This is a genomic window from Pontixanthobacter sp. (assembly GCF_049682855.1).
GTDB lineage: Bacteria > Pseudomonadota > Alphaproteobacteria > Sphingomonadales > Sphingomonadaceae > Pontixanthobacter.
Window position 1 is genome coordinate 184,783 of the sequence record NZ_JBAUIK010000016.1, and the last position, 22,142, is coordinate 206,924.

Sequence of the window (22,142 nt, forward strand, 5' to 3'; positions counted from 1 at the left end):
GGCTATCAGCCTTTGTTTTCGTCTTCATTCACTTCGGAAAATTCCGCATCGACCACATCATCATCTTCCGGCGGTGTACCGGCAGCTTCAGCACCTCCCTCAGACGCCGCACTGGCCTGTTCCTGCTGATAGATTTCCTGGCCCATTTTCATGGCAACTTCGGTAAGTGCCTGCGCCTTGGCGCTGATGGTGTCAGTATCATCACCTTCCAACGCAGTCTTGGTCTCTGCCAGAGCGGCCTCGACCTCGCCTTTCAGATCGGAACTGATTTTGTCGCCATGCTCTTCGATTTGCTTTTCAGTTGCGTGGACAAGACTGTCGGCCTGATTGCGCGTTTCCGCTGACTCCTTGCGCTTCTTGTCTTCATCGGCAAATTTCTCGGCATCTTGGACCATTTGTTCAATGTCAGTATCGGACAGACCGCCCGATGCCTGAATGCGAATCTGCTGCTCTTTGCCCGTGCCCTTATCCTTGGCTGAAACATTCACGATACCGTTGGCATCAATATCAAATGTGACTTCCACTTGCGGGACACCGCGCGGCGCGGGCGGAATGCCCACCAGATCGAACTGGCCGAGTAGTTTGTTATCAGCGGCCATTTCGCGCTCGCCCTGACCAACCCTGATCGTAACAGCCTGTTGGTTATCTTCAGCAGTTGAATAGGTTTGCGACTTCTTGGTCGGAATGGTGGTGTTGCGGTCAATCATCCGCGTAAACACGCCGCCAAGCGTTTCAATACCCAGTGACAACGGAGTCACATCGAGCAGCAGCACATCCTTGACGTCACCCTGCAACACGCCGGCCTGAATGGCTGCGCCCATCGCAACGACTTCATCAGGGTTCACACCGGTATGCGGTTCCTTGCCGAAGAAATCCTTCACGATTTCGCGGACACGCGGCATCCGGGTCATACCGCCAACCAGTATGACTTCATCAATACCGTTTTTGTCCACGCCCGCATCGGCGATGGCTTTCTTGCAAGGCTCCAGAGTGCGCTTGATCAGATCGCCAACCAGCTTTTCCAGGTCAGAGCGGCTGATGGTTTCTACCAGATGGAGCGGCGTTGAGGCGCCGCCTTCCATGCGCGCGGTAATAAACGGCAAGTTCACTTCGGTCGTCTGCGCGCTGGAAAGTTCAATTTTGGCTTTCTCGGCGGCTTCTTTCAGGCGCTGAAGAGCAAGCTTGTCGGTCTTCAGATCCATGTTTTCCTTCTTGTTGAATGCAGCCGCGAGGTGCTCAACAATCGCATTGTCGAAGTCTTCACCGCCAAGGAAGGTATCGCCATTGGTCGATTTAACCTCGAAAACGCCATCGCCGATTTCGAGAACGGACACATCGAAGGTGCCGCCGCCAAGGTCGTAGACGGCGATGGTTTTACCGTCATCCTTGTCCATACCATATGCCAAAGCCGCAGCGGTTGGCTCGTTAATAATCCTCAGCACTTCCAGACCGGCAATTTGGCCAGCATCCTTAGTTGCCTGACGCTGCGCATCGTTGAAATATGCAGGAACGGTGATGACGGCCTGGGTGACAGTTTCGCCCAGATAACTCTCAGCTGTTTCCTTCATCTTCTGCAAGATGAAAGCGGACACCTGTGACGGGCTATAATCCTCTTCGCCCGCCTTGACCCATGCATCGCCGTTTTTACCCTTGACGATGTTATACGGGACGAGGTCCATGTCCTTCTTAGTCATTGGATCATCGAACCGGCGGCCAATCAGACGCTTTATTGCGAAAAGTGTATTGTCGGGATTGGTCACCGCCTGACGCTTCGCGGGCTGACCGATCAGGCGTTCACCGTCTTTTGTGAATGCAACAATCGATGGCGTCGTACGGGCGCCTTCGGAATTTTCAATAACCTTCGGCTTGCCTCCGTCCATGACGGCGACACACGAGTTAGTCGTGCCGAGATCGATACCAATTACTTTAGCCATGAATTCCCCACTTGGTTCTTAAATGTTTGAACCCCGCCGCGTTTCTCCGTCCAGGGTGACGGCGCAACGGAGCTTGTTAAATTTGCAACTTCGAGGGTGGATATAGGTGCGGTTTTTGTTGGCACAAGGGATTGCTACGGCTAGTCCCGCGCAAGAAACATTTCAGGAGTTATTATTGTGTCGAAACGGTTTTTAGCCGGTCTTGTACTGAGTATGTCGGCGGTAACGCTCGCTGCCTGCGGCGATACGGCAGAGGAAGTGGCCGAAGCGCCTGAAGGCATTGAGGGTTTGACCGTTGAAAATGCGCGATTGGTGCTTGCCCCGGTTGCAGGCAATCCGGCAGCAGTCTATCTTGATCTGACCTATGATGGCGAGCGCGGATTGTCGCTTAGCCGCGTGTCAGTCCAGGGTGCGGAAAGCGCAGTGATGCATGAATATGGCGAATTTAACCGCAAGGTCCAGATGATGGAAATGCTGCCCGTCGCACTGACCAAAGGCACTCAGGTCAGCTTCAAACCGGGGGAACAGCATATCATGGCGATGGGTGTGTCACCGGAATTGAAACCGGGCGGCACGACTGAAGTCACTCTGATTGTTTCAGGCGGAGACAAGCAAACCGTAACTGCGGATATTGTCGCTGCTGGCGGGGAGCGCGAAATCGCGCAATAAACGCAGCCGATGGAATCAAGCAGCGAGCGAGCACCGATTTGTCCGGTGGGCGGGGAAAGGCCCCTCACCCCCGGCGAAGTTAAGCTCGCGCGTTGTGTTTTCGGTGATGCAATCGATTATGCCAAGGTTACTATACGGCGCAGAAAATGGATGCCGTTCCAGCCGTCCAATGTGACGATCGCGCCGCGCGGGCATATCCATTTTCACCCGCTTAGCGCGGGATATTGCGATGATTTTTCCGCTCAGTCGCTTAGCCGCCAGGGCCACTTCATTCATGAGATGGTTCACGTTTGGCAAGCACAGAAAAAGGGCAGCTGGTGGCTGGTATTCAACCGGACGCCGTGGGCGCGTTATGATTATAGCCTGAAACCGGGTTGGCCGCTGGAACGATATGGTATTGAGCAGCAGGCAGAGATTGTCACGCATGCGTTCTGGTTGCGCAAGGGGGTATCCGTTGCGGGGGCGCCTGGTCCGGCAGCTTACGACAGGCTGGTCGATTTTCCCGGAGCGACCAAATATTCGGAAGATAGCTGCTCCCCCTGATTTCACTCAGGCTTTTTCGCCACACCTACCATTGCGGGGCGCAGCAGCCGGTCTTTAATCATATAGCCGGACTGCATCTCCTGAACGATCGTTCCCGGCTCGTGCTGGTCGCTGGGGATTTCCATCATCGCCTGATGCTGGTTGGGATCAAGCGGCATGCCCGTGGCGGCGATCCGCGTAATGCCGTGCTGGCCGAAAACCTTTTCGACCTCGCGCTGGGTTGCTTCGATACCGATGACCAGCCCCTTGAATTTTTCATCTTCGCGCAGATCGTCCGGCACGGCTTCAATTGCGCGAGCAAGGTTGTCTGCCACCGATAGGATATCGCGGGCAAATCCGGTTGCTGCATAGGCGCGCGCATCGGCGATATCTTTTTCCATCCGGCGGCGGACATTTTGGGTTTCTGCGCGGGCATAGAGAACTTGCTGCTTCTGTTCTTCCAGATCACCGCGAAGATTGGCTAACGCCTCTTCAAGGCCGCCCTCGTCGCTGCTGTCTTCCTCATCATCTGCCAGCATCTCCGCAGGCACGCCTTCGAGCTCTGCTTCTACGGCTGCATCCTGGGTGTCGGAACTGGTTGGTTCCGGCTTGTCATCATTCATCATCATTCAAATCCAGCTATAAAATTGGCCACTGTCCAATGGGTCTCCCGATCAGTTCAGCCGATGAGTTTGCCCAGTGAACGCGCTGTGAAATCAATCATGGGGACAACGCGCGCGTAATTCAACCGCGTGGGGCCGATGACCCCCAACACACCAACCACTTTTCCGTCAATATCACGATATGGCGAGGCAATCACCGATGATCCCGACAGGGAAAATAATCTGTTTTCCGCACCGATGAAAATTCGTGTTGCATTGGCTTCGCGAGCATTCTCCAGCAACGCGGCGACCGACTGCTTATTCTCCAGATCATCCAATAGAGAGCGCACCCGTTCGATGTCTTGCAGGGCCCCGTCATCGATCAGTCTGGCCTGACCACGGACGATCAGGATGGGGCGCTGGGCTGGGTCCTGTGTCCATATCGCAAGCCCGCTTTCAACCAGATCGCGGCTTGCTTTGTCCAACGCATTCTGGCCGCTGGCAATGTCATGTTTGAGCGCCGCGGCTGCCTCAGCGAGCGTCTTTCCGCCCAGGCGCTGGGAGATAAAATTACCGGCTTGTTCTAATGTCGATTGATCTATCGCTGCTTTCAGGTCGAAGACGCGGTTTTCAACCTGGCCATCCTCGCCGACGAGAATCGCCAGTCCCTGATTTTCCGATACCCGCACCAGATTAAGCTGCCGCAGCTTACTCTCGCGCTTCGGCACCATCACCATGCCCGCCGCGCCCGATAATTCCGATAACAGCGTACTGGTGGCTTCCAGGGCTTTTTCTATCGGACCATTTTCCGTCAGGCGGCGTTCGATGGTGGCACGCTCCTGCGCGGTTGGTTCCGCCATTTGCATCATGCCGTCTACAAACAGGCGCAAGCCCGTTTCGGTCGGCATCCGCCCGGCGCTCGTATGCGGTGCTGCGAGCAGCCCGAGGGTTTCAAGATCAGCCAATACGGAGCGGACCGAAGCAGGCGAAAGATTAACCCGGCCGTCATTGGCTAGCGCCTTTGATCCCACCGGGCTGCCATCTTCAATATAGCCTTCGACGACAAGCTGAAAAATTGCCCGCGCGCGCTCTGTCAATTCGGTCAATGGTACATGTGTCAACGGATCATTCTCATAACGGCCCTTGCGGCTTTATCTCGCTTGCGCCTAACGCGGGACGATCGATTCATCAAAGGACATTCTATGCGACCTTCCGGACGTGCGGCTGACGAAATGCGCGCAATCACTATCGAAACCGGCTTCACCAAGCATGCAGAAGGCTCCTGCCTGATAAGTTTTGGCGACACGCGGGTATTATGCACTGCCAGCGTGGAAGAACGGATTCCGCCGTGGCTGCGCGGTAAAGGCGAAGGGTGGATTACGGGTGAATATTCGATGCTTCCGCGCGCAACGCACACGCGTGGCAGCCGTGAAGCAGCGCGCGGAAAGCAAAGCGGACGGACACAAGAAATCCAGCGGCTTATCGGGCGCTCCTTGCGCGCGGTAGTTGACATGAAGAAACTGGGCGAGCGTCAGATCACTTTGGATTGTGATGTAATACAGGCTGACGGCGGAACCCGGACCGCGTCAATTTCAGGTGCATGGGTTGCCTTGCGCCTAGCCGTCAACGCATTGATGAAATCGGGTGCTATCACGCACGATCCGATAACCGCTCAGGTCGCCGCGATCAGCTGCGGTATCTATAAAGGTGCGCCGGTTCTCGACCTCGATTACCCGGAAGATAGCGATGCAGATGCGGATGCCAATTTTGTGCTGATTGAGGGCGGACAGATTGCTGAGGTGCAAGCCACTGCAGAGGGCGCAACGTATGACGAAGAAGGCTTGCTACGCCTGCTGCGCCTCGCAAAAATCGGTTGCAGCAGCATCTTTGCCGAACAGCTGAAAGCGACACAATAGGGACTGACAATGACACAACGCCTTGGTTCCGGGTCGCTAGTGATAGCAACGCATAATGCGGGAAAGCTGAAAGAGATTTCGGCGTTGCTGGGGCCGTATGGGATGAAATGCCTCTCCGCCGGATCACTTGGCCTTCCCGAACCGGCGGAGACTGGCACCACCTTTGCCCAGAATGCGCTGATCAAGGCGCGCGCAGCGGCAGAGGCGTCGGGCATTGTATCGCTTGCTGATGACAGCGGGTTGTCGGTTGCCGCGCTTGATGGGCGGCCCGGTGTGTATACCGCCGATTGGGCAGAGCGGCAGCATTTTGAAGGGCCCGCTGGCCGCGACTGGTATATGGCTATGGGTAAGGTGGAAGGATTGCTGGCGGAGCAAGGGCCGGACGTGGACCGCTCGGCATGGTTTTCCTGTGTATTGGCGATTGCCTGGCCGGACGGGAACCAGGCTGTCTATGAAGGGCGCATCGACGGATCGCTGACCTGGCCGCCGCGCGGATCGCTCGGCTTCGGTTATGATCCGGTCTTCGTTCCAGGCGGCAAAGATAAGACATTTGCAGAACTTGAACCAGCAAAGAAGCATGCGATCAGCCACCGCGCGGATGCGTTCACCAAACTGGTCGCGGAGCAATTTGGCGCTTAACCTACATAAACGCCCGCCATATTCCCGCTGGGCCAATAGCGGCATACAAGAAAATCAAGCGTGTCGCCGGTTTCAATCGCACAGCCGACGCGCTGCGTGCTGGCCCAGATGATTTGTGTGTAATGGCCGACATCCTGCCATCGTCCAGTTGTTGTGACGTAGGGGAATTTACCGGCATGGAAGTATCGGCGTTCTTCCAGGAATGTTCGCATCATATCTTCGGCTTTGAATTGGCCTGCCGAGCCAGCCCATATGTTTTCGCCAGCTGTGTTTCGCGCCTCATAGGCCGAGTGATGTATCGCGCCATCATTGGCAAGCCTGACCGCCCATTCACGGGCCTGTATTTCCAATGCCGTATCCCAAAACAGCACGGGAAGATCTTTGGCAAGGCGTTCCGCATTATGCTGATCAAGCAAAGTGCTTTCGAACATATCGGAAGGCCCCTCTGGTGCCGCAGTGTCAGAGGCAGTCGCTATGCCGTGCAGAACAGCTGCACCAATGATCAGGCTGCAAACAGTCAGATTGGCCAATCTTTGCATGACAAAACCTTGACTTCATCATCTTAACAAGTGCTGAAAGAGGCGTGGCACACGCTCTATATATCCATTGGCCCTTTTGCGTGAAGAAATGCCCCTATTGCGACTTCAACAGCCATGTCCGCAGCGCAGTTGATTACGCCAAGTGGGAGGCGGCTCTGATCAGCGATATGCGGTTCGAGGCGGCACTATCTGGCGGCACGCCACTGCGTTCAATTTTCTTCGGCGGCGGCACGCCGTCTTTAATGCCCCCCGCCCTTGTCGCATCATTGCTGGCAAGGGCGCAGGCGCTGTGGGGTTTTGATCCTGACATAGAAATCACTCTGGAGGCCAATCCGTCATCGGTCGAGGCGGAAAAGTTTGCCGATCTGGCATCCGCAGGGATCAATCGCATCAGCCTTGGCTTGCAGTCTTTGAATGATGATGCACTGCGGTTTCTCGGGCGGCTTCATTCCGTTTCTGAAAGTCTGACGGCGCTCGAGATCGCTCAGCAGAATTTTGACCGGGTGAGCATAGATTTGATCTATGCGCGCCCCAAGCAAAGCGAAACGATGTGGCGCGCTGAACTGGCGCAGGCGCTGGCGCTTGGCACAGATCATCTCTCGCTATACCAGCTGACCATCGAACCCAATACGCGTTTTGCCACCGACGTGCGGATCGGAGCTTTCTTGCCGCTAGACGACGATCCAGCAGCGGATTTATTCGCGGTCACGCAGACGATGACCGCGGAATTGGGCATCCGCTATTATGAAGTGAGCAATCATGCGCGCGCAGGTCAGGAAAGCCGTCACAATCTCACCTATTGGCGGTATCAGGATTATGTCGGGATCGGTCCCGGCGCACATGGGCGGCGCGGGAGCTACGCCACGCTGCGCCATAAAAAGCCTGAGAACTACCTGGCGGCAATCACGCAAAACGGCCACGGCATGAAAGAGGCGCGGCGCCTGTCGCAAGCCGAATCCGCTTCAGAAGCCCTACTGATGGGGCTGCGATTGCGCGAAGGTGTGTGCCTGTCAGATTTGGCCACACGTTTCGGGTTCGCGCCCGAAAATCTGATCGATGCCCGGCAGGCCGAAATGATGCAACGATTGGGCTATGTGGTGTTTTCAGCAGATCGCCTTGCAGTCACAGATCGGGGCATGCCCGTGCTTGATGCCATTCTGGGCGCGCTGGTTCACAGCGATCTGGTTGCTGCATGAACGTTGCGGATATACTGGGCCAATGGCGCAGCCATCTGGAGCACGGCCGCCGCAGATCGCCGCATACGGTGAGAGCCTATGTAGCCGCCGCAGACCGGCTGCTGGGATACAGAGCTTGTGACAGCTGGGCGGATATTTCGGCGATTTCGTCGCTCCAGCTCAGAACCCATCTTGCCGGACGGCGCGCTGACGGATTGAACAACAGCTCCGCCGCGCGCGAATTATCGGCGATCAAGGCCTTTATCGCTTATGCACGCGGTCAATGCGGAATGGCCGAAACAGGCGGCCCCAGAATACGCGGTCCGCGTATTAAGAAGGGCTTGCCCCGCCCGCTGACACCCGATGATGCGTCGAACATTACGGATGTGGTCGATAGCAACGCCGCAACCGATTGGATCGGTGCGCGCGACCGCGCGGTGCTGTTATTGCTTTACGGGGCGGGATTAAGGATTGCGGAGGCTCTGGCGATTACCGGCGATCAGGTGCCTTTGCAGGGAACGCTTCGGGTTACAGGCAAAGGCGACAAGCAGCGCATTGTCCCAATTATCCCCATTATCCGCGAAGCGATGGACGAATATTATGCGATGTGTCCTTGGCCAATGCCCCGCGACGAGCCGGTATTTCGCGGCTTTCGCGGCGGAACTTTGAGCCAGGGTATGGTGCAAAAAGCGATGGCAAAGGCACGGACCGCTCTGGGTCTCCCGGCAACTGCGACGCCGCATGCGCTTCGTCATAGTTTTGCCACGCATTTGCTGGGCGCAGGTGCCGATTTACGCAGTCTGCAAGAACTGCTCGGCCATGCCAGCCTTGGCAGCACGCAGATTTATACGCAGGTCGACGCAGCAAAATTGCTCGAGACATACCGGCGCGCGCATCCGCGCGATCAGGATTGAAAAAGCCAGGATTAATCAGCCAGCCGCCGCTCAATCGCATCCATAATCGCGCCCGCACTGTCGGTGCCGTTAAACGCGTCGATCGCAACAATTCCGGTTGGTGAGGTGACGTTGATCTCCGTCAGCCACTTGCCGCCGATTACATCGATCCCGACAAAAACCAGTCCGCGCCTTTTCAGTTCAGGCCCCATCGCGGCGCAAATCTCTTCTTCGCGAGCGGTTAATGTGGCCGCTTCGGCATAGCCGCCTTGCGCCAGGTTGGAGCGGAATTCGCCTTCACCTGGCTTACGGTTGATCGCGCCAGCAAATTCGCCATCAATCAGCACGATCCGTTTATCGCCTTCGGACACTTCGGGCAGGAAGGGTTGGATCATATGCGGTTCGGGCCATGTCTGATTGAACAGTTCAAACAGGGCGGACGTATTCGTACCGTCCGCATCCAGTTTGAAAATCGCCTTGCCGCCATTGCCATGCAGCGGTTTGACCACCACGCTGCCATAACGGGCCTGAAAAGCGCGTACATCCTCCAACTTACGGGCAATCAGCGTCGGCGGCATAAATTGCGCATAATCGAGCACAAGCATTTTTTCCGGCGCATTGATAACTTCGCGCGGGTCATTGACCACCAGCGTGTGCCCTGTCAGCCGGTCGAGCAGCAATGCCGCACTGATATATCCCAGATCAAAAGGGGGATCCTGCCGCATCAAGATCACGTCTATATCCTTGACCAGATCGATCCGGCGGCGCTCCCCCGCACAATAATGATCGCCTTCTACCCGCTGGACGGTAACAGGTGCCGCATCCGCTGTCAGCGTGCCGCCAACCACCGACGTATCATAGGCAAGCGTCCGCACATCATAATGCCACAGTTCGGCACCGCGAGCCTGCGCCGAAAGCATCAGCGCGAAGCTGGAATCGCCAGCAATGTTGATCGAGTCCATCGGGTCCATCTGGACGGCGATACGCAGCGGATTGTTGGCGGCGGGCATAGTCAGTCTTTCCATTGAGGCAATCGCTGGCGAAACACGATCACGGTTGCCAGGCGTTGGTGATGTGGCGGGGAAATAGGCCGGGCGCAAGCAGCATCACGTCAATGCGCATATCCTCCCCCTCGGCAGCATATTGATGGGCCACGCATTCGGCCGCTGCAGCTACGCGGCGCAGTCTATGTTCATCAATTGCAAGGTCAAGATCGGCCGGTTTCCTGCGCCATTTTACCTCGATGAAGGCAACCAGATTTCCGCGCTTTGCAATCAAGTCTATTTCGCCGCGCGGGGTTTTGACACGGCGGGCGAGCACGCTCCACCCTTTCAGCTTGAGCCAGATCGCCGCACGCCGTTCACCCTCGCGCCCGCTTTGTTCGGCGACCTGTCGTTTCACCGCGCGCGCAACTGCATGGCGCGGGCATACAGCATTTTTCTGTCCCCACCGATGGCCTTCGCGACTTTGCTGGCCGCTTGGGAGGGTTTGTCAATGTCCAGCGCAGCGCGCAGCAATGCATCCGCATCCTGCTGCGAAAATGCGGCTTTGGCCGGCGGCCCCACCATCAGCACAATCTCCCCTTTGGGCGGATTGTCGCGGTAATGCCCCGCCAGAACTGCGGCGCTACCGGTTCGGCATTCTTCGAACAGCTTTGTCAGTTCCCGTGCGACAGATATGGCACGATCCGGTAAAAGCTCTGCCATCGCATCCAGCGATTTCACCAATCGCGGGCCTGTCTCGTAAAATATGAGCGTTGCATTGGCCGCGCCGGCATCTTCCAGCGCAGCTTTGCGGGCCTTTTCTTTAACCGGCAGGAACCCTGCGAACAAGAACCGGTCATTGGGCAGGCCGGATAGCGTCAGGGCGGTTATCGCTGCACACGCACCGGGTAGGCTCGTGATGGCAACACCCGCTGCACGGGCATCGCGGACGAGCCGGTGTCCGGGATCGGAGATGAGCGGGGTACCGGCATCGCTCACCAAAACGACAGCGTTATCCTGCATCATTTGCACCAATCGAAGCCGGGCCGCTTCGTCACTGTGATCATTATAGCGGTGCAGCGGTTTGTGAATCCCCAGATGTTTCAACAACTTTCCTGTTACCCGTGTGTCCTCGCATGCGACCACATCACAACGTGTAAAACTATCAACCGCGCGCAATGTTACATCGCCAAGATTGCCAATCGGCGTGGCAACGATATAGAGGCCGGGAGAAAGGGCTTCAGGGGGCGGTTCGATAGACACAGCCCTGCATTGAACCCCAGTGAGTAGTACCGCAAGGATGAAGCGAATGAATTTGGTCAAAACGGCTTTTAACCGCCGGAATATGATGGTCGTGGCCGCGACGGTTGTTTTGGCAGGCTGCGAGGTTATTCCCAAGGGGCCCGCTCCCACCACTCAGGCGCCTGCCACAACTGTACCGGCGGCTCCGACCCAGGCTCTACCAACTGATGACACACGCCACCGGGTTGCGTTGCTGGTGCCTATGACAGGCCGCAATGGCGGTGTCGGCAATGCGATCGCCAATGCCACCACTATGGCGTTGCTTGACACCAATGCGGCAAATTTGCGCATTACCACTTACAACACGGCTAATGATGCCCGCGCTGCGGCGCGTAAGGCATTGGGAGAGGGTAACAAGCTCATTCTTGGCCCATTGCTGGCCAATAATGTCCCTGCGGTTCTAGCGGAGGCGCGGGCCGCAGATGTGCCGTTGATATCCTATTCCAATGACGTGAGCGTGGCGGGACCAGATGTTTTTGTGATGGGGCATGTTCCGGGCCAATCGATCACGCGCACTGTGACATACGCGCGTAGTAAAGGCTCGCGAAACTTCGCGATTATCGCGCCTGACGGGGATTATGGCGCGAATGCCAAGGCTGCATTGTCAAGCGCGGTAGAGGTATCGGGCGGACAGGTCGTGCGTTCGGAAAGTTACGACCGCGGTAATACCTCGATCGTAAGTGCGGCCCAGCGTCTGCGTTCTGCGGGCGGCTTTGATACGGTATTGATTGCGGATAATGCACGGCTTGCGGCTTTGGCTGCCGGCGAATTGCGTCCGCGCGGATCGGGCACGACGCAATTGATCGGCACAGAATTGCTGAGCGGGGAGTCTTCTGTCACGCGGGCTTCAGCTCTGCGGGGATCGTGGTTTTCAGCTGTGTCTGATGCGCGCTTCAAACGGTTTTCAGACAGCTATACTTCGCGCTTTGGCAGCCAGCCGTTCCGGATTGCGACTCTGGGATATGACAGTGTTCTGCTGACGTTGCGGGTTGCGCGTGATTGGCGTGTGGGGTCGAATTTTCCGGTATCTCAATTGCGCGCGAGTGACGGATTCCTGGGGCTGGACGGGGCGTTCCGTTTCTCCCGAAATGGCGTGGTTGAGCGTGCAATGGAGGTGCGCGAAGTGCGTGACGGGGAAGTGGTTATCGTCGATGCGGCACCGTCCAAGTTCGACGACTGACACGCACGATAGGCGATAAAGCCCAATCGCCGCTTGTAAGCGCGCGAAACACCCGCTTATAGCTGCGCCATGTCAGATGATCTTTTCGACGGTACGCCGGCCTCTAGCGGTAATTATGATTCCTCCTCGATCGAGGTTTTGGAGGGGTTGGAGCCCGTCCGCCGCCGGCCCGGCATGTATATTGGCGGCACGGATGATCGCGCATTGCACCATCTTGCCGCCGAAGTGCTTGATAATGCAATGGACGAGGCGGTTGCGGGGCATGCAACCCGAATTGAGGTCAGTCTGGAAGAAGGTAACCGGCTGAGTATTACTGATAATGGGCGCGGTATTCCGGTAGACGAGCATCCAAAGTTTCCGGGTAAATCCACACTGGAAGTGATCCTGTCCACTCTCCATTCCGGCGGTAAATTTTCCGGCAAAGCCTATGCGACCAGCGGCGGCTTGCATGGAGTAGGCGTCAGCGTGGTCAATGCCCTGTCGAGCGATACCCGGGTCGAAGTGGCCCGCGACCGACAGCTTTACGCACAGAGTTTTGCCAAAGGTCAAACGCTGGGCCCGATTGAGACGCTTGGCCCCACCCCCAACCGGCGCGGCACCACTGTCAGCTTTACCCCGGACACAGAGATTTTTGGTGACCGGCAATTTAAGCCTCACCGGTTGTTCAAGCTCGCCCGTTCGAAAGCCTATCTGTTTGCCGGTGTCGAAATTCGCTGGAAATGCGCGGATAGTCTGGTCAGTGATGATGTCCCGGCCGAGGCAGTGTTTAAATTTCCCGGCGGGTTGGCTGATCATCTTGCGGAGCAACTGGATGGCCGTGAATGCGTTACTTCGCTGCCTTTTGCCGGTACGCAGGAATTTCCCGAAGATGAGAGCGGGCAATCGCAGGGCCGCGTGGAATGGGCCTGTGCATGGCCGCTCTATTCCGAAGGAACAACCAGCTGGTATTGTAATACTGTACCAACGCCAGACGGGGGCACGCATGAACAGGGTCTGCGTGCGGCTCTGGTCAAAGGATTACGGGCTTTTGGGGATCTGACGGGCGCAAAAAAGGCGAAGGATCTGACTGCTGATGATATAATGACCGGCGGCGAAGTGATGCTGTCCGTCTTCATTCGTGACCCGCAATTCCAGTCACAGACCAAAGACCGGTTGACGTCGCTTGAGGCCACGCGGCTAGTTGAAAACGCCGTGCGCGATCATTTCGACCATTTCCTGACCGATAATATGGAGCGCGGCAAGGCTCTGCTCGGTCAGGTTATGGAGCGGATGGATGAGCGTTTGCGGCGCAAGCAAGAGCGCGAGATTAAGCGTAAATCGGCAACGAATGCCAAGAAGCTGCGCCTGCCCGGCAAGCTGACTGATTGTAGCGGCGAAACTGATAAAGAAACCGAACTGTTCATTGTCGAGGGTGATTCAGCGGGTGGCAGCGCCAAGCAAGCGCGCGACCGCAAAACGCAGGCGATCCTGCCGATCCGGGGTAAAATCCTCAATGTTGCCAGCGCGACCAAAGACAAGATCAACGCGAATTCAGAAATTGCCGATCTGGCGCTGGCGCTGGGATGCGGGACCCGCAAAGACTGTAACGCAGACAATCTGCGCTATGACCGCGTGATTATTATGACCGATGCGGATGTGGACGGTGCGCATATCGCGACATTGCTGATGACGTTTTTCTTTCAGGAAATGCCCGACATCGTTCGCAAGGGGCACCTCTTCCTCGCCCAGCCCCCGCTTTATCGCCTGACTGCGGGTAAAGAGAGCCGTTACGCCCGTGACGACGCCCATCGCGCGGAGCTGGAAGCGAGCGTATTCAAAGGAAAAACTGTGGAAGTGGGCCGGTTCAAGGGGCTGGGTGAAATGAACCCTGCACAATTGCGCGAAACCACCATGAACCCCGACACGCGCGGTTTGCTGAGGATCACTCTGCCGGCAGAATTTGAACAGCGCGCGGTGGTGAAGGAACTGGTCGATCAGTTGATGGGCCGCAACCCGGAACACCGTTTCAATTTCATCCAGAACAATGCTGGCGATATGGACCGTGATATGATCGATGCGTGATGGCGCGGGGCGGCGATAACGGCACTGCTATTCAACCGTGGCATTAGTCTGCTTGGTAACAACGCCGCGCCTATAACTCCCGATCACTCACGCCCTCTCAGTATGAATATGCAAATGTCCCTCCAGCGTCCGGTGCACGGGGCACTTGTCAGCAATTTCGATCAGCTTGGCTTGATCGTCCGCGCTCAAATCGCCCGCCAAACTGATTGTACGATAAATCGCCTGCGCCGCTTCGCTTTCATCCAGCGCGTGGCATAAATCCTCGGCGTGATTGCGTTCGTGGCGCAGAGCGATTGTGGTGCCATCGAATGCCAGCCCTTTGCGGTCTGCGTATATTTTCATCGTCATCGCTGTGCACGTTCCCAGCGCAGCGAGCAGCAGATCGTAAGGCGACGGTCCGCTATCATTCCCGCCATAGGATAGTGGTTCGTCAGCGATAAAGCGGTGCGTATCGGTATGGACTTCGGTACCGAACTTGCCGTGTCCGGTGCGGACTATCACACCCTCGACAGGCTTCAGATCATTACCGCGCGCGGGCAGATAGCGGTCTGCCCAGCTTGCGATTACTCCTGCTGCGAATCGCGCGTCTATATCATCAAGCAAAAGATGATGCGCGCCGTCCAGGCTAACAAAGCTCTTTGGATGCTTCGCCGCCATAAACAATTTGCTCGCATGATCGACGCTAACATACTCATCAGTTGGCGCATGCAGAATCATCAGCGGCACCCGTATGCGCGCCACTTCGTTGAGTAATTTGGCGCTGACGGTCCGGTCAATAAATTCACGGCTGAGTGCGAACGCCCGCCCGCCAATGGTTACATCGCCCTGCCCCTTCTGCTGGATAGCGGCCAAATTACCGCCTATCCTATCCAGCACATGCGCCACATCGGACGGCGCGCCGATGGTGGCTATGGCGGCGATCCGGTCAAAACCCAAATCATCCGCAGCTGCCAGCACGGCCGCGCCGCCCAGGCTGTGCCCGACGAGCAATAGCTTGCCGCCGAACCGCTCCAGCAAGCTCTCCGCAGCAGCAACCAGATCGCCGACATCGGTGGCAAAGCCAGCCCGCCCAAACTCGCCCTCACTGCCGCCAAGACCGGTGAAATCGAACCGCAATGTGGCGATCCCGCATTCTGCCAGCGCGCGCGTCACCGCCACCGCCGCTTTACTCTGTTTTGTGCATGTGAAGCAGTGCGCAAACAGGGCCGCCCCGCGCACAAATCCAGTGGGCATCTCCAGCGATCCGGCAAGCCTGTGCCCGGCGTCAGTGGTAATGGTAAGTGGTTCGGTTGGCATGACAGTTTCCTCTCTACACAGCGCACCTTGCCATGTGCTGGGAATTGGTAAAGGCTGCAAATATCTGATAGAATGTGTTTAAGTTGGTGAAAATGCTCTGCTGCATTTGGCGGAAGAAGGAACATCCCATGATAACACGTATAATGCTGGCCGTTATGGCTATGAGCCTGACTGTGATGGCAGTGCCGGGCTCTGCATTTGCTCAGGAAGCGGAAGACAGCATTTTTGCAAGCCGGGCTGATGATGTGGCGGCTGTGCTGCAGGGCGCAAAAACCGCTGAAAACGTATTTGACGATGCATTTCTGACGCAGGTGCCGCCCGCACAACTGGCACAGCTTACGGCCAGCTTAACTGCCCAATTTGGCGCATTGATTGGCGTAGAACAGGTGGAACCGGCAGGACCGTATGGCGGCAAAGTGGTGTTCCGGTTCGAACGCGCTTTGGGCGTATCGTCCATGACTATACAGTCCTCTGCCCCGCACCGGGTCACCGGATTGCTGATACAGACATTTGATCCGATCGAAGACAGTTTGGCGAAAATCAGCACTGACCTGGACGCATTACCGGGTGATGTCAGCGTGTTCTTCGCGCCTTTGGATCAAACCGCCAGGCCGTTTGTGGCTCGCGATGCGCAAACGCTGTATGCGATTGGTTCAACCTTCAAGCTGTATATTCTATCGGCACTGGCGCGGTCGATCGAAGCTGGTGAGCGGCAATGGTCCGATGTTGCGGTTTTGGACCGGCGATCCTTACCCAGCGGCCAAATGCAGAACTGGCCGGTAAATGCGCCGGTCACATTGCACACGCTGGCGACAATGATGATTTCCATCAGCGATAACACTGCGACCGATATTCTGCTGCACGAACTGGGCCGTGATGCGGTTGAGCGTGAATTGATCGCGAGCGGTCATTCAGACCCCGACCGGACATTGCCGTTTCTTTCAACGCTGGAACTGTTCGCTCTGAAAGGAAGTCCGGCCAATGCGGCAGAGTATCTGGCCGCAGATCAGTCTAGTAAGCGCCGTATATTGGCAGATTTTGAGGATGCTGTGAAAGGTGATCCCGGCGCGATCACTCCGCCGCGTTTTACAGAACCGACAGCCATCGACACGCTTGAATGGTTTGCCAGTGGGCGTGATTTGAGGCGGCTTTTGCGGCGCATTGTTGCCTTGGATGATCCCACCGCGCGCGACATACTGACCGTTACCAAATCGCTGCCGCAAATGCGCATCGATGAATGGGATTATGTCGGATATAAGGGCGGATCGGAACCCGGCGTTTTCAATCTGACATGGTTGCTGCGCGATAAGGGCGGTGAATGGCATGTGCTGACGCTGAGCTGGAACAACAAACAGGAAGACGTCGATAAAACGGCTCTGTCATTGCTGGCCAGCCGCATGATCGCTTTGGCCTCCTGAACGGCTGTTTCATACGCATCCATGCTTGCCCTTTGACGGCGGCGACTTTAACGCCCGCGTGAAGAGACACTCAGCACAGGATATTTCATGACTGACACCAAGATGGGCAGCTTTGGCGGCACTGACGATTACATCGCAACCGATGATTTGAAAGTGGCGGTTGATGCAGCGGTCACTTTACGCCGCCCGCTGCTGGTGAAAGGGGAACCGGGTACCGGTAAAACCGTGCTCGCACACGAAATCGCCAAGGCTGTCGGTGCGCCGCTGATCGAATGGAACGTTAAATCCACCACCAAAGCCCAGCAAGGTCTGTATGAATATGACGCACTGGCACGGCTGCGCGATGGACAGCTGGGCGAAGAGCGGGTTCATGATATCCGTAATTACATCAAGAAGGGGAAATTGTGGGAAGCCTTCACTTCGCCCGAATTGCCGGTGCTGCTGATTGATGAAATCGACAAAGCCGATATCGAATTTCCGAACGATCTGCTACAGGAACTCGACCGGATGAGCTTCGATGTCTATGAGACGCAGGAGCGGATTGCTGCGCAGGAGCGCCCCATCGTCGTCATCACGTCGAATAATGAAAAAGAACTGCCCGACGCGTTTTTGCGCCGCTGTTTTTTCCACTACATCAAATTCCCCGACCGCGAGACGATGCGGTCGATCATCGAAGTACATTACCCCGGGATCCAAAAAACTCTCGTCAGCAAAGCGATGGAGATGTTCTACGAAATCCGGGAGGTTCCTGGTTTGAAGAAAAAGCCCAGCACATCCGAACTGCTCGATTGGCTAAAATTGCTGCTGAACGAAGATATGCCACTGGACGTTCTGCAAAGTCAGGACCCATCCAAAGCCATCCCGCCGCTGCACGGCGCGTTGCTCAAGAACGAGCAGGACATTATGCTGTTTGAACGCCTGGCCTTTATGTCACGGCGCAATCCGGGGTGATCTGCACGATGCATAGCCGCCTGCGGCGTGCTTCTGCCATCATGGCGATCCTTTACGGCGTAGGTCTTTCTGGTTTTGAAACGCTGATCAATTGGGGCCAGTGGCAATGGTGGCCCTGGTGGCTGGTGGACTATGTCGCCGCCGCGATACTGATCGCAGGTGGTATCGCTAGCCTACGCAATGGCGCCGTAGGTCCAGCCCTTTTATTCACCGGTTGGGGTTTCGCACTCGGCATGATGTGGATGTCTTTAGCGGGCAACATTGCCCAGGGCACCGCCCCCGACCGGGCTGCACGTGTAGCCGGTTTGTATGTCGCTCTGATATGCGCCAGTATGGCATATTGTTTTGCAGGCTTATGTCTCAGTTTGGCAGCCTATCGGCATCAAAGCCAGAACCAGCCTTAGTCGTCAAACACATAGCCCACCTCAAAATCACCCCAGCGGCGGCCGCTAATATATAGCGGCACATAAACGTTGCGGACTACGACATAGTCGGTGCCGTCGCCTTCCTGCCGGTATACCGCCATCATGTAGGGGGCATTGCTACGCTTGGCCTTCTGATCGGTGGCATCAAGCAGGATACGGCCGTTGCGGCAATATTGCGTGTCATGTGCCAAATTGCCGTTGGGTTGGCGTGACCGGTCTGACACATGGGTGGGCAGGAAACCGTTCATATCAGCCTGCGAGCACATTTTAATTGGTCCGCCCTGCTGCGATACGTGATCCAGAACCGGCCGCCAATGGGCGTCGGCCCAATCGCTCAAGGCTGTGCGGAAGCGCGGCGGATTGCTGCCCTCTACCGGAACATAGTTCTGGTCAAACAGCGCATTGATATCCAGCGTACCGCCTTCAATCGCCTGCTCGGCCTTGGCGGCGATTTCTTTGGCGAAGGTCTGTGCTTGCTCGACCAGCATGGAATCGCGCGGTGACAGGCCAGCCTTGACGATATCATCAAACATCTGGCTGGCGGTCAGCTCCAATCCGGCCATCCGTGTGTGCGCTTTCTGTAATTTGCCTTCATTGTCGACAGCTGCATGATCAAATATATCCAGCACATCCTGAACTTTGAGCACGTGTCCGCTGATAGTGCCGGTTGCGCGCGCGATCTGGTCGTTCTGGCGATCCACCTCTTCCACCAGATCGGCCACGCTGTCGATTGTCTGTTCGATCTGCGCGACCGAGGCTTTCGCGTGTTTACTGGCGGCTGCGCCGCTTTCGATCTTGGCGATCACCGTTTCCGCTTCGCCGCCCAGAGTATCTATGGTGCGGCTAATTTCCTCGGTGGCGCGGCGCGTCGCGCCAGCCAGGCTTTTCACTTCATTCGCGACCACTGCGAATGTCCGCCCGGCATCGCCTGCGCGCATCGCTTCGATCATTGCGTTCAGCGAGAGGATGTTGGTCGTCTCGGCAATCTGGTCAATATCTTGTGAACAGCGGCGGACTTGCTCCATCGCGGCAGCAAAGCCGGTGACATGCTGGGTGAGCGTTTCGACCAATTCCAGCAGGTCAGAAATCTGGCCGAGAGAGGATTGTATCAAATGTGTGCCCTGCCCCAACCGCTCCATCGCGCGTTCGGACAATAGACGCGCTTCATCGCTGGCTTCGGATACTTTTCGCTGGTCAGCCTCCAGCTCCGCGACTGTGCCTTGAAGCGCGGAATGTTCTGCCCGCAGCCGCTCCGATGAGGTAATGACTGCCTCGACGATTCCCGCGACATCGGCGCAGCCAACGGTCACTTCACCGCAGCTTTCTGAAATCGTGTCGATGCTCTGGCTTTCATCCAGATCGAACTCTGTACGCTTCATCGTCTGTTTAGCCCCATAATGTTTGGGTTTCACCTAGCTCGGATATGGTTATTTTTGCCTTAAGACCGGCGAATATGCGGCTGCTGCGGAAACTGGCTGGCATCGCCGAGCCAACATGGTAAGAATGGCCGATGTTTTTTGATTTTGTAGAAGAGCTTCGCAGCGCCGGTATACAGGCATCTTTCAAAGAGCATTTGACACTGCTTGAGGCGCTTGACCGTGATGTGATTGAGCAGACGCCGGAGGCGTTCTATTATTTGAGCCGTGCGACATTTGTGAAGGATGAAGGCTTGCTCGACCGGTTCGATCAGGTGTTCAACAAAACTTTCAAAGGTATCCTGTCTGATTATGGACAGGATCAGGTCGATATTCCCGAAGAATGGCTGAAAGCCGTCGCGGAGAAGTTCCTCACGCCCGAAGAAATGGCCGAAATTGAAGCCTTGGGTGACTGGGACGAGATCATGGACACCCTCAAGAAACGTCTTGAGGAGCAAGAGAAGCGGCACGAAGGCGGCAATAAATGGATCGGCACAGGCGGCACCAGCCCGTTCGGCCATTCGGGCTATAACCCCGAAGGCGTCCGGATCGGCGGCGAAAGCAAGCATAAAAAAGCAGTGAAAGTCTGGGAGAAGCGCGAGTTTCAAAATCTAGACAACACCAAGGAACTCGGCACCCGCAATATCAAGATGGCGCTGCGCCGCCTGCGCCGGTTCGCCCGTGAAGGCAATGCGGACGAGCTTGATCTGGATGCAACGATCGAGGGTACAGCCAAACAAGGATGGCTCGACATACGCATGCGGCCCGAACGGCATAATGCGGTGAAATTGCTACTATTCCTTGACGTTGGCGGATCGATGGATCCGTTCATCAAAATGGTCGAAGAATTGTTCAGTGCGGCCAATAGCGAGTTCAAAAACCTCGAATTCTTCTACTTCCATAACTGCCTGTATGAAGGCGTGTGGAAAGACAATAAACGCCGCTGGCAGGAACGCACCAACACATGGGATATCCTCCACAAATACGGCCATGATTACAAAGTGATCTTCGTCGGCGATGCCGCGATGAGCCCGTATGAAATCACCCATCAGGGCGGCAGCGTGGAGCATATGAACGAAGAAGCGGGCGCAATGTGGATGCGCCGCGTTACCAACACCTATCCCGCGACAGTGTGGATCAATCCGGTGCCCGAGAAGCAATGGAATTACTCACAAAGCACCAAAATCATCAAAGAACTGGTCAATGACCGGATGTATCCACTGACGCTGGACGGGCTGGATGATGCAATGCGGGAATTGACTAGGAAGAGTGGGTGATTTGGCGCAAGTATGCTAAAGGGCTAAGCTTAGAAGCCATTATTATGACGATATTAGGCTTCCGGTTCAGCTCCATTGATCAGGCTTACCCGCAAGCACCCATTCATGCATCGCCTCAATAACATGAACGGTGGGGTAGTCTAAAATGTCATCGTCGGAAGCTCCGCGTGATAGTTCTCGTTCCCAATACCACTCTTGGAATGTCACGTAGTTGCCTTGAATTTTTGCAGGACCAATTGGATCGGCATTTGCTTGTCTGACAAGCCAGTTTCTCACTATACGAACGGCTTTGATATGATCACCAGCATGTGCTTCGATATCCCAACCGGCGATATCTGACAGGCTCTTCTGATAATCGTAGCGAGTTTCTTCAAGAATGAGGATGGTTTTCCTAATCGCTTCGCCTGCTCCAAATCGAGCGCAAGCATGGTCAATACCCAATTCGAAAGGCATGTTTAAGCGAGCATATTCGCCTATCTTCTTGGCTTTGCAGCGACTGAGATCATGGATTCCATATTTCGAGCCTTCTATTAATTCAACAATACGTTCGAGCCTGTTTGCTGAATTGTCCGAGTTTTCAGGTGCTAGTCTGGGATAAAACCCTAAATCGACGATACAGAATGCGATAGCTTGAAGAAGAGGCGAAAACCTTTCGTCAAAGGGACAGTTAACGAAGACTGATCGCTCAAATGGAGGCACTTCAGTTACCCTTTAGGAGGGTAAGGGTCATTACCGTAAGAGTTTCTCTCACGAATACGGCCGTCTCGACCATGAATATAAAGCTCAGTTTTCTGGTTACGTGCGATGCGAGTTGCTGTCTCAATGGCTTCTTTCTGAGTACCATGAGTGCTCGAAGCTCTGGGAGACCCAGCTTTCCTTACCTTCCAGCCATTGGAAGATGGAACAACATGTTGGCCTTTTTTTGACATTACGCAGTCCTTTCGC

The 22,142-nt window shown here is 55.9% G+C and carries 23 protein-coding genes; 12 read left to right on the forward strand and 11 right to left on the reverse strand.

From position 1 onward, the window contains the following. Positions 1–5: 5 nt before the first annotated feature. Complete coding sequence (dnaK, locus tag WA922_RS10855) at positions 6–1,934, reverse strand: molecular chaperone DnaK (protein WP_424771718.1); 1,929 nt, start codon at positions 1,932–1,934, stop codon at positions 6–8. Positions 1,935–2,111: 177 nt separating this feature from the next. Here dnaK and WA922_RS10860 point away from each other — a divergent pair, with 177 nt between their 5' ends. After that, positions 2,112–2,603 carry a copper chaperone PCu(A)C gene (locus tag WA922_RS10860; protein ID WP_424771719.1) on the forward strand — a complete coding sequence of 164 codons (492 nt, stop codon included), beginning with the start codon at positions 2,112–2,114 and terminating at the stop codon, positions 2,601–2,603. A 9-nt stretch (positions 2,604–2,612) separates the two neighbouring features. After that, a complete protein-coding gene (locus WA922_RS10865) occupies positions 2,613–3,146 on the forward strand; it encodes a vgr related protein (protein ID WP_424771720.1) in 534 nt (177 codons plus the stop codon). A gap of 2 nt (positions 3,147–3,148) precedes the next feature. On the opposite strand, the gene grpE is transcribed toward WA922_RS10865, so the two are convergent. Both grpE and hrcA read right to left on the reverse strand, forming a co-directional pair. Then, the gene (gene grpE, locus WA922_RS10870) at positions 3,149–3,748 is read right to left on the reverse strand and encodes a nucleotide exchange factor GrpE (protein ID WP_424771788.1); all 600 of its coding nucleotides are present in this window, start codon (positions 3,746–3,748) and stop codon (positions 3,149–3,151) included. Between the two features lie 56 nt (positions 3,749–3,804). Further along, positions 3,805–4,848 (reverse strand): heat-inducible transcriptional repressor HrcA, encoded by a 1,044-nt coding sequence (hrcA, locus tag WA922_RS10875; RefSeq protein ID WP_424771721.1) that lies wholly within the window; start codon positions 4,846–4,848, stop codon positions 3,805–3,807. Between the two features lie 81 nt (positions 4,849–4,929). Here hrcA and rph point away from each other — a divergent pair, with 81 nt between their 5' ends. After that, positions 4,930–5,643: a ribonuclease PH gene (gene rph, locus WA922_RS10880; RefSeq protein ID WP_424771722.1), complete on the forward strand. Its 714-nt coding sequence runs from the start codon at positions 4,930–4,932 to the stop codon at positions 5,641–5,643. Between the two features lie 9 nt (positions 5,644–5,652). Further along, a complete protein-coding gene (gene rdgB, locus WA922_RS10885; RefSeq protein WP_424771723.1) occupies positions 5,653–6,282 on the forward strand; it encodes an RdgB/HAM1 family non-canonical purine NTP pyrophosphatase in 630 nt (209 codons plus the stop codon). On the opposite strand, the gene WA922_RS10890 is transcribed toward rdgB, so the two are convergent. Beyond that, entirely contained in the window at positions 6,279–6,821 is a 543-nt protein-coding gene (locus WA922_RS10890) for a CAP domain-containing protein (RefSeq protein ID WP_424771724.1), read from the reverse strand. The genes rdgB and WA922_RS10890 overlap by 4 nt on opposite strands. A 44-nt stretch (positions 6,822–6,865) precedes the next feature. Here WA922_RS10890 and hemW point away from each other — a divergent pair, with 44 nt between their 5' ends. Further along, the gene (gene hemW / locus WA922_RS10895; protein ID WP_424771725.1) at positions 6,866–8,017 is read left to right on the forward strand and encodes a radical SAM family heme chaperone HemW; all 1,152 of its coding nucleotides are present in this window, start codon (positions 6,866–6,868) and stop codon (positions 8,015–8,017) included. Next, entirely contained in the window at positions 8,014–8,910 is an 897-nt protein-coding gene (locus WA922_RS10900) for a tyrosine recombinase XerC (protein WP_424771726.1), read from the forward strand. Before hemW ends, WA922_RS10900 begins: the two co-directional genes overlap by 4 nt. A gap of 11 nt (positions 8,911–8,921) precedes the next feature. Here the strand turns inward: WA922_RS10900 and gshB are convergent, their stop codons facing one another. The 3 genes from gshB to rsmI are packed head-to-tail and all read right to left on the reverse strand — an operon-like array spanning position 8,922 to position 11,135. Beyond that, positions 8,922–9,914 (reverse strand): glutathione synthase, encoded by a 993-nt coding sequence (gshB, locus tag WA922_RS10905; protein ID WP_424771727.1) that lies wholly within the window; start codon positions 9,912–9,914, stop codon positions 8,922–8,924. Positions 9,915–9,939: 25 nt separating this feature from the next. Continuing rightward, on the reverse strand, positions 9,940–10,290 hold the full coding sequence (locus tag WA922_RS10910; RefSeq protein ID WP_424771728.1) for a YraN family protein: 351 nt from the start codon (positions 10,288–10,290) through the stop codon (positions 9,940–9,942). Further along, the gene (rsmI, locus tag WA922_RS10915) at positions 10,287–11,135 is read right to left on the reverse strand and encodes a 16S rRNA (cytidine(1402)-2'-O)-methyltransferase (RefSeq protein WP_424771729.1); all 849 of its coding nucleotides are present in this window, start codon (positions 11,133–11,135) and stop codon (positions 10,287–10,289) included. The genes WA922_RS10910 and rsmI overlap by 4 nt, the downstream gene beginning before the upstream one ends. A gap of 46 nt (positions 11,136–11,181) precedes the next feature. On the opposite strand from rsmI, the gene WA922_RS10920 reads away from it, so the two are divergent. Beyond that, positions 11,182–12,354, forward strand: a complete 1,173-nt coding sequence (locus WA922_RS10920) for a penicillin-binding protein activator (RefSeq protein WP_424771730.1) — start codon at positions 11,182–11,184, stop codon at positions 12,352–12,354. Between the two features lie 69 nt (positions 12,355–12,423). Next, positions 12,424–14,415 carry a DNA topoisomerase IV subunit B gene (parE, locus tag WA922_RS10925; protein ID WP_424771731.1) on the forward strand — a complete coding sequence of 664 codons (1,992 nt, stop codon included), beginning with the start codon at positions 12,424–12,426 and terminating at the stop codon, positions 14,413–14,415. Between the two features lie 87 nt (positions 14,416–14,502). On the opposite strand, the gene WA922_RS10930 is transcribed toward parE, so the two are convergent. Continuing rightward, positions 14,503–15,711 (reverse strand): alpha/beta fold hydrolase, encoded by a 1,209-nt coding sequence (locus WA922_RS10930; protein ID WP_424771732.1) that lies wholly within the window; start codon positions 15,709–15,711, stop codon positions 14,503–14,505. Positions 15,712–15,839: 128 nt separating this feature from the next. Between WA922_RS10930 and WA922_RS10935 the strand changes: the two genes are divergently transcribed. The 3 genes from WA922_RS10935 to WA922_RS10945 all read left to right on the forward strand — a co-directional run bounded on the left by WA922_RS10935 (position 15,840) and on the right by WA922_RS10945 (position 18,484). Then, positions 15,840–17,129 carry a serine hydrolase gene (locus tag WA922_RS10935; RefSeq protein ID WP_424771733.1) on the forward strand — a complete coding sequence of 430 codons (1,290 nt, stop codon included), beginning with the start codon at positions 15,840–15,842 and terminating at the stop codon, positions 17,127–17,129. An 87-nt stretch (positions 17,130–17,216) separates the two neighbouring features. After that, on the forward strand, positions 17,217–18,080 hold the full coding sequence (locus tag WA922_RS10940) for an AAA family ATPase (RefSeq protein ID WP_424771734.1): 864 nt from the start codon (positions 17,217–17,219) through the stop codon (positions 18,078–18,080). Between the two features lie 8 nt (positions 18,081–18,088). After that, complete coding sequence (locus tag WA922_RS10945; RefSeq protein WP_424771735.1) at positions 18,089–18,484, forward strand: hypothetical protein; 396 nt, start codon at positions 18,089–18,091, stop codon at positions 18,482–18,484. Here WA922_RS10945 and WA922_RS10950 read toward each other — a convergent pair. Next, positions 18,481–19,884: a methyl-accepting chemotaxis protein gene (locus tag WA922_RS10950; protein ID WP_424771736.1), complete on the reverse strand. Its 1,404-nt coding sequence runs from the start codon at positions 19,882–19,884 to the stop codon at positions 18,481–18,483. The two genes, WA922_RS10945 and WA922_RS10950, sit on opposite strands and share 4 nt — an antisense overlap. A 131-nt stretch (positions 19,885–20,015) precedes the next feature. Here WA922_RS10950 and WA922_RS10955 point away from each other — a divergent pair, with 131 nt between their 5' ends. Continuing rightward, positions 20,016–21,197 (forward strand): vWA domain-containing protein, encoded by a 1,182-nt coding sequence (locus WA922_RS10955; protein ID WP_424771737.1) that lies wholly within the window; start codon positions 20,016–20,018, stop codon positions 21,195–21,197. 66 nt (positions 21,198–21,263) lie between these two features. Here WA922_RS10955 and WA922_RS10960 read toward each other — a convergent pair whose 3' ends face one another. Continuing rightward, positions 21,264–21,896, reverse strand: coding sequence for a hypothetical protein (locus WA922_RS10960; RefSeq protein ID WP_424771738.1), 633 nt, complete (start codon positions 21,894–21,896; stop codon positions 21,264–21,266). 5 nt (positions 21,897–21,901) lie between these two features. Then, on the reverse strand, positions 21,902–22,126 hold the full coding sequence (locus WA922_RS10965) for a DUF2188 domain-containing protein (RefSeq protein ID WP_424771739.1): 225 nt from the start codon (positions 22,124–22,126) through the stop codon (positions 21,902–21,904). Positions 22,127–22,142: the final 16 nt, after the last annotated feature.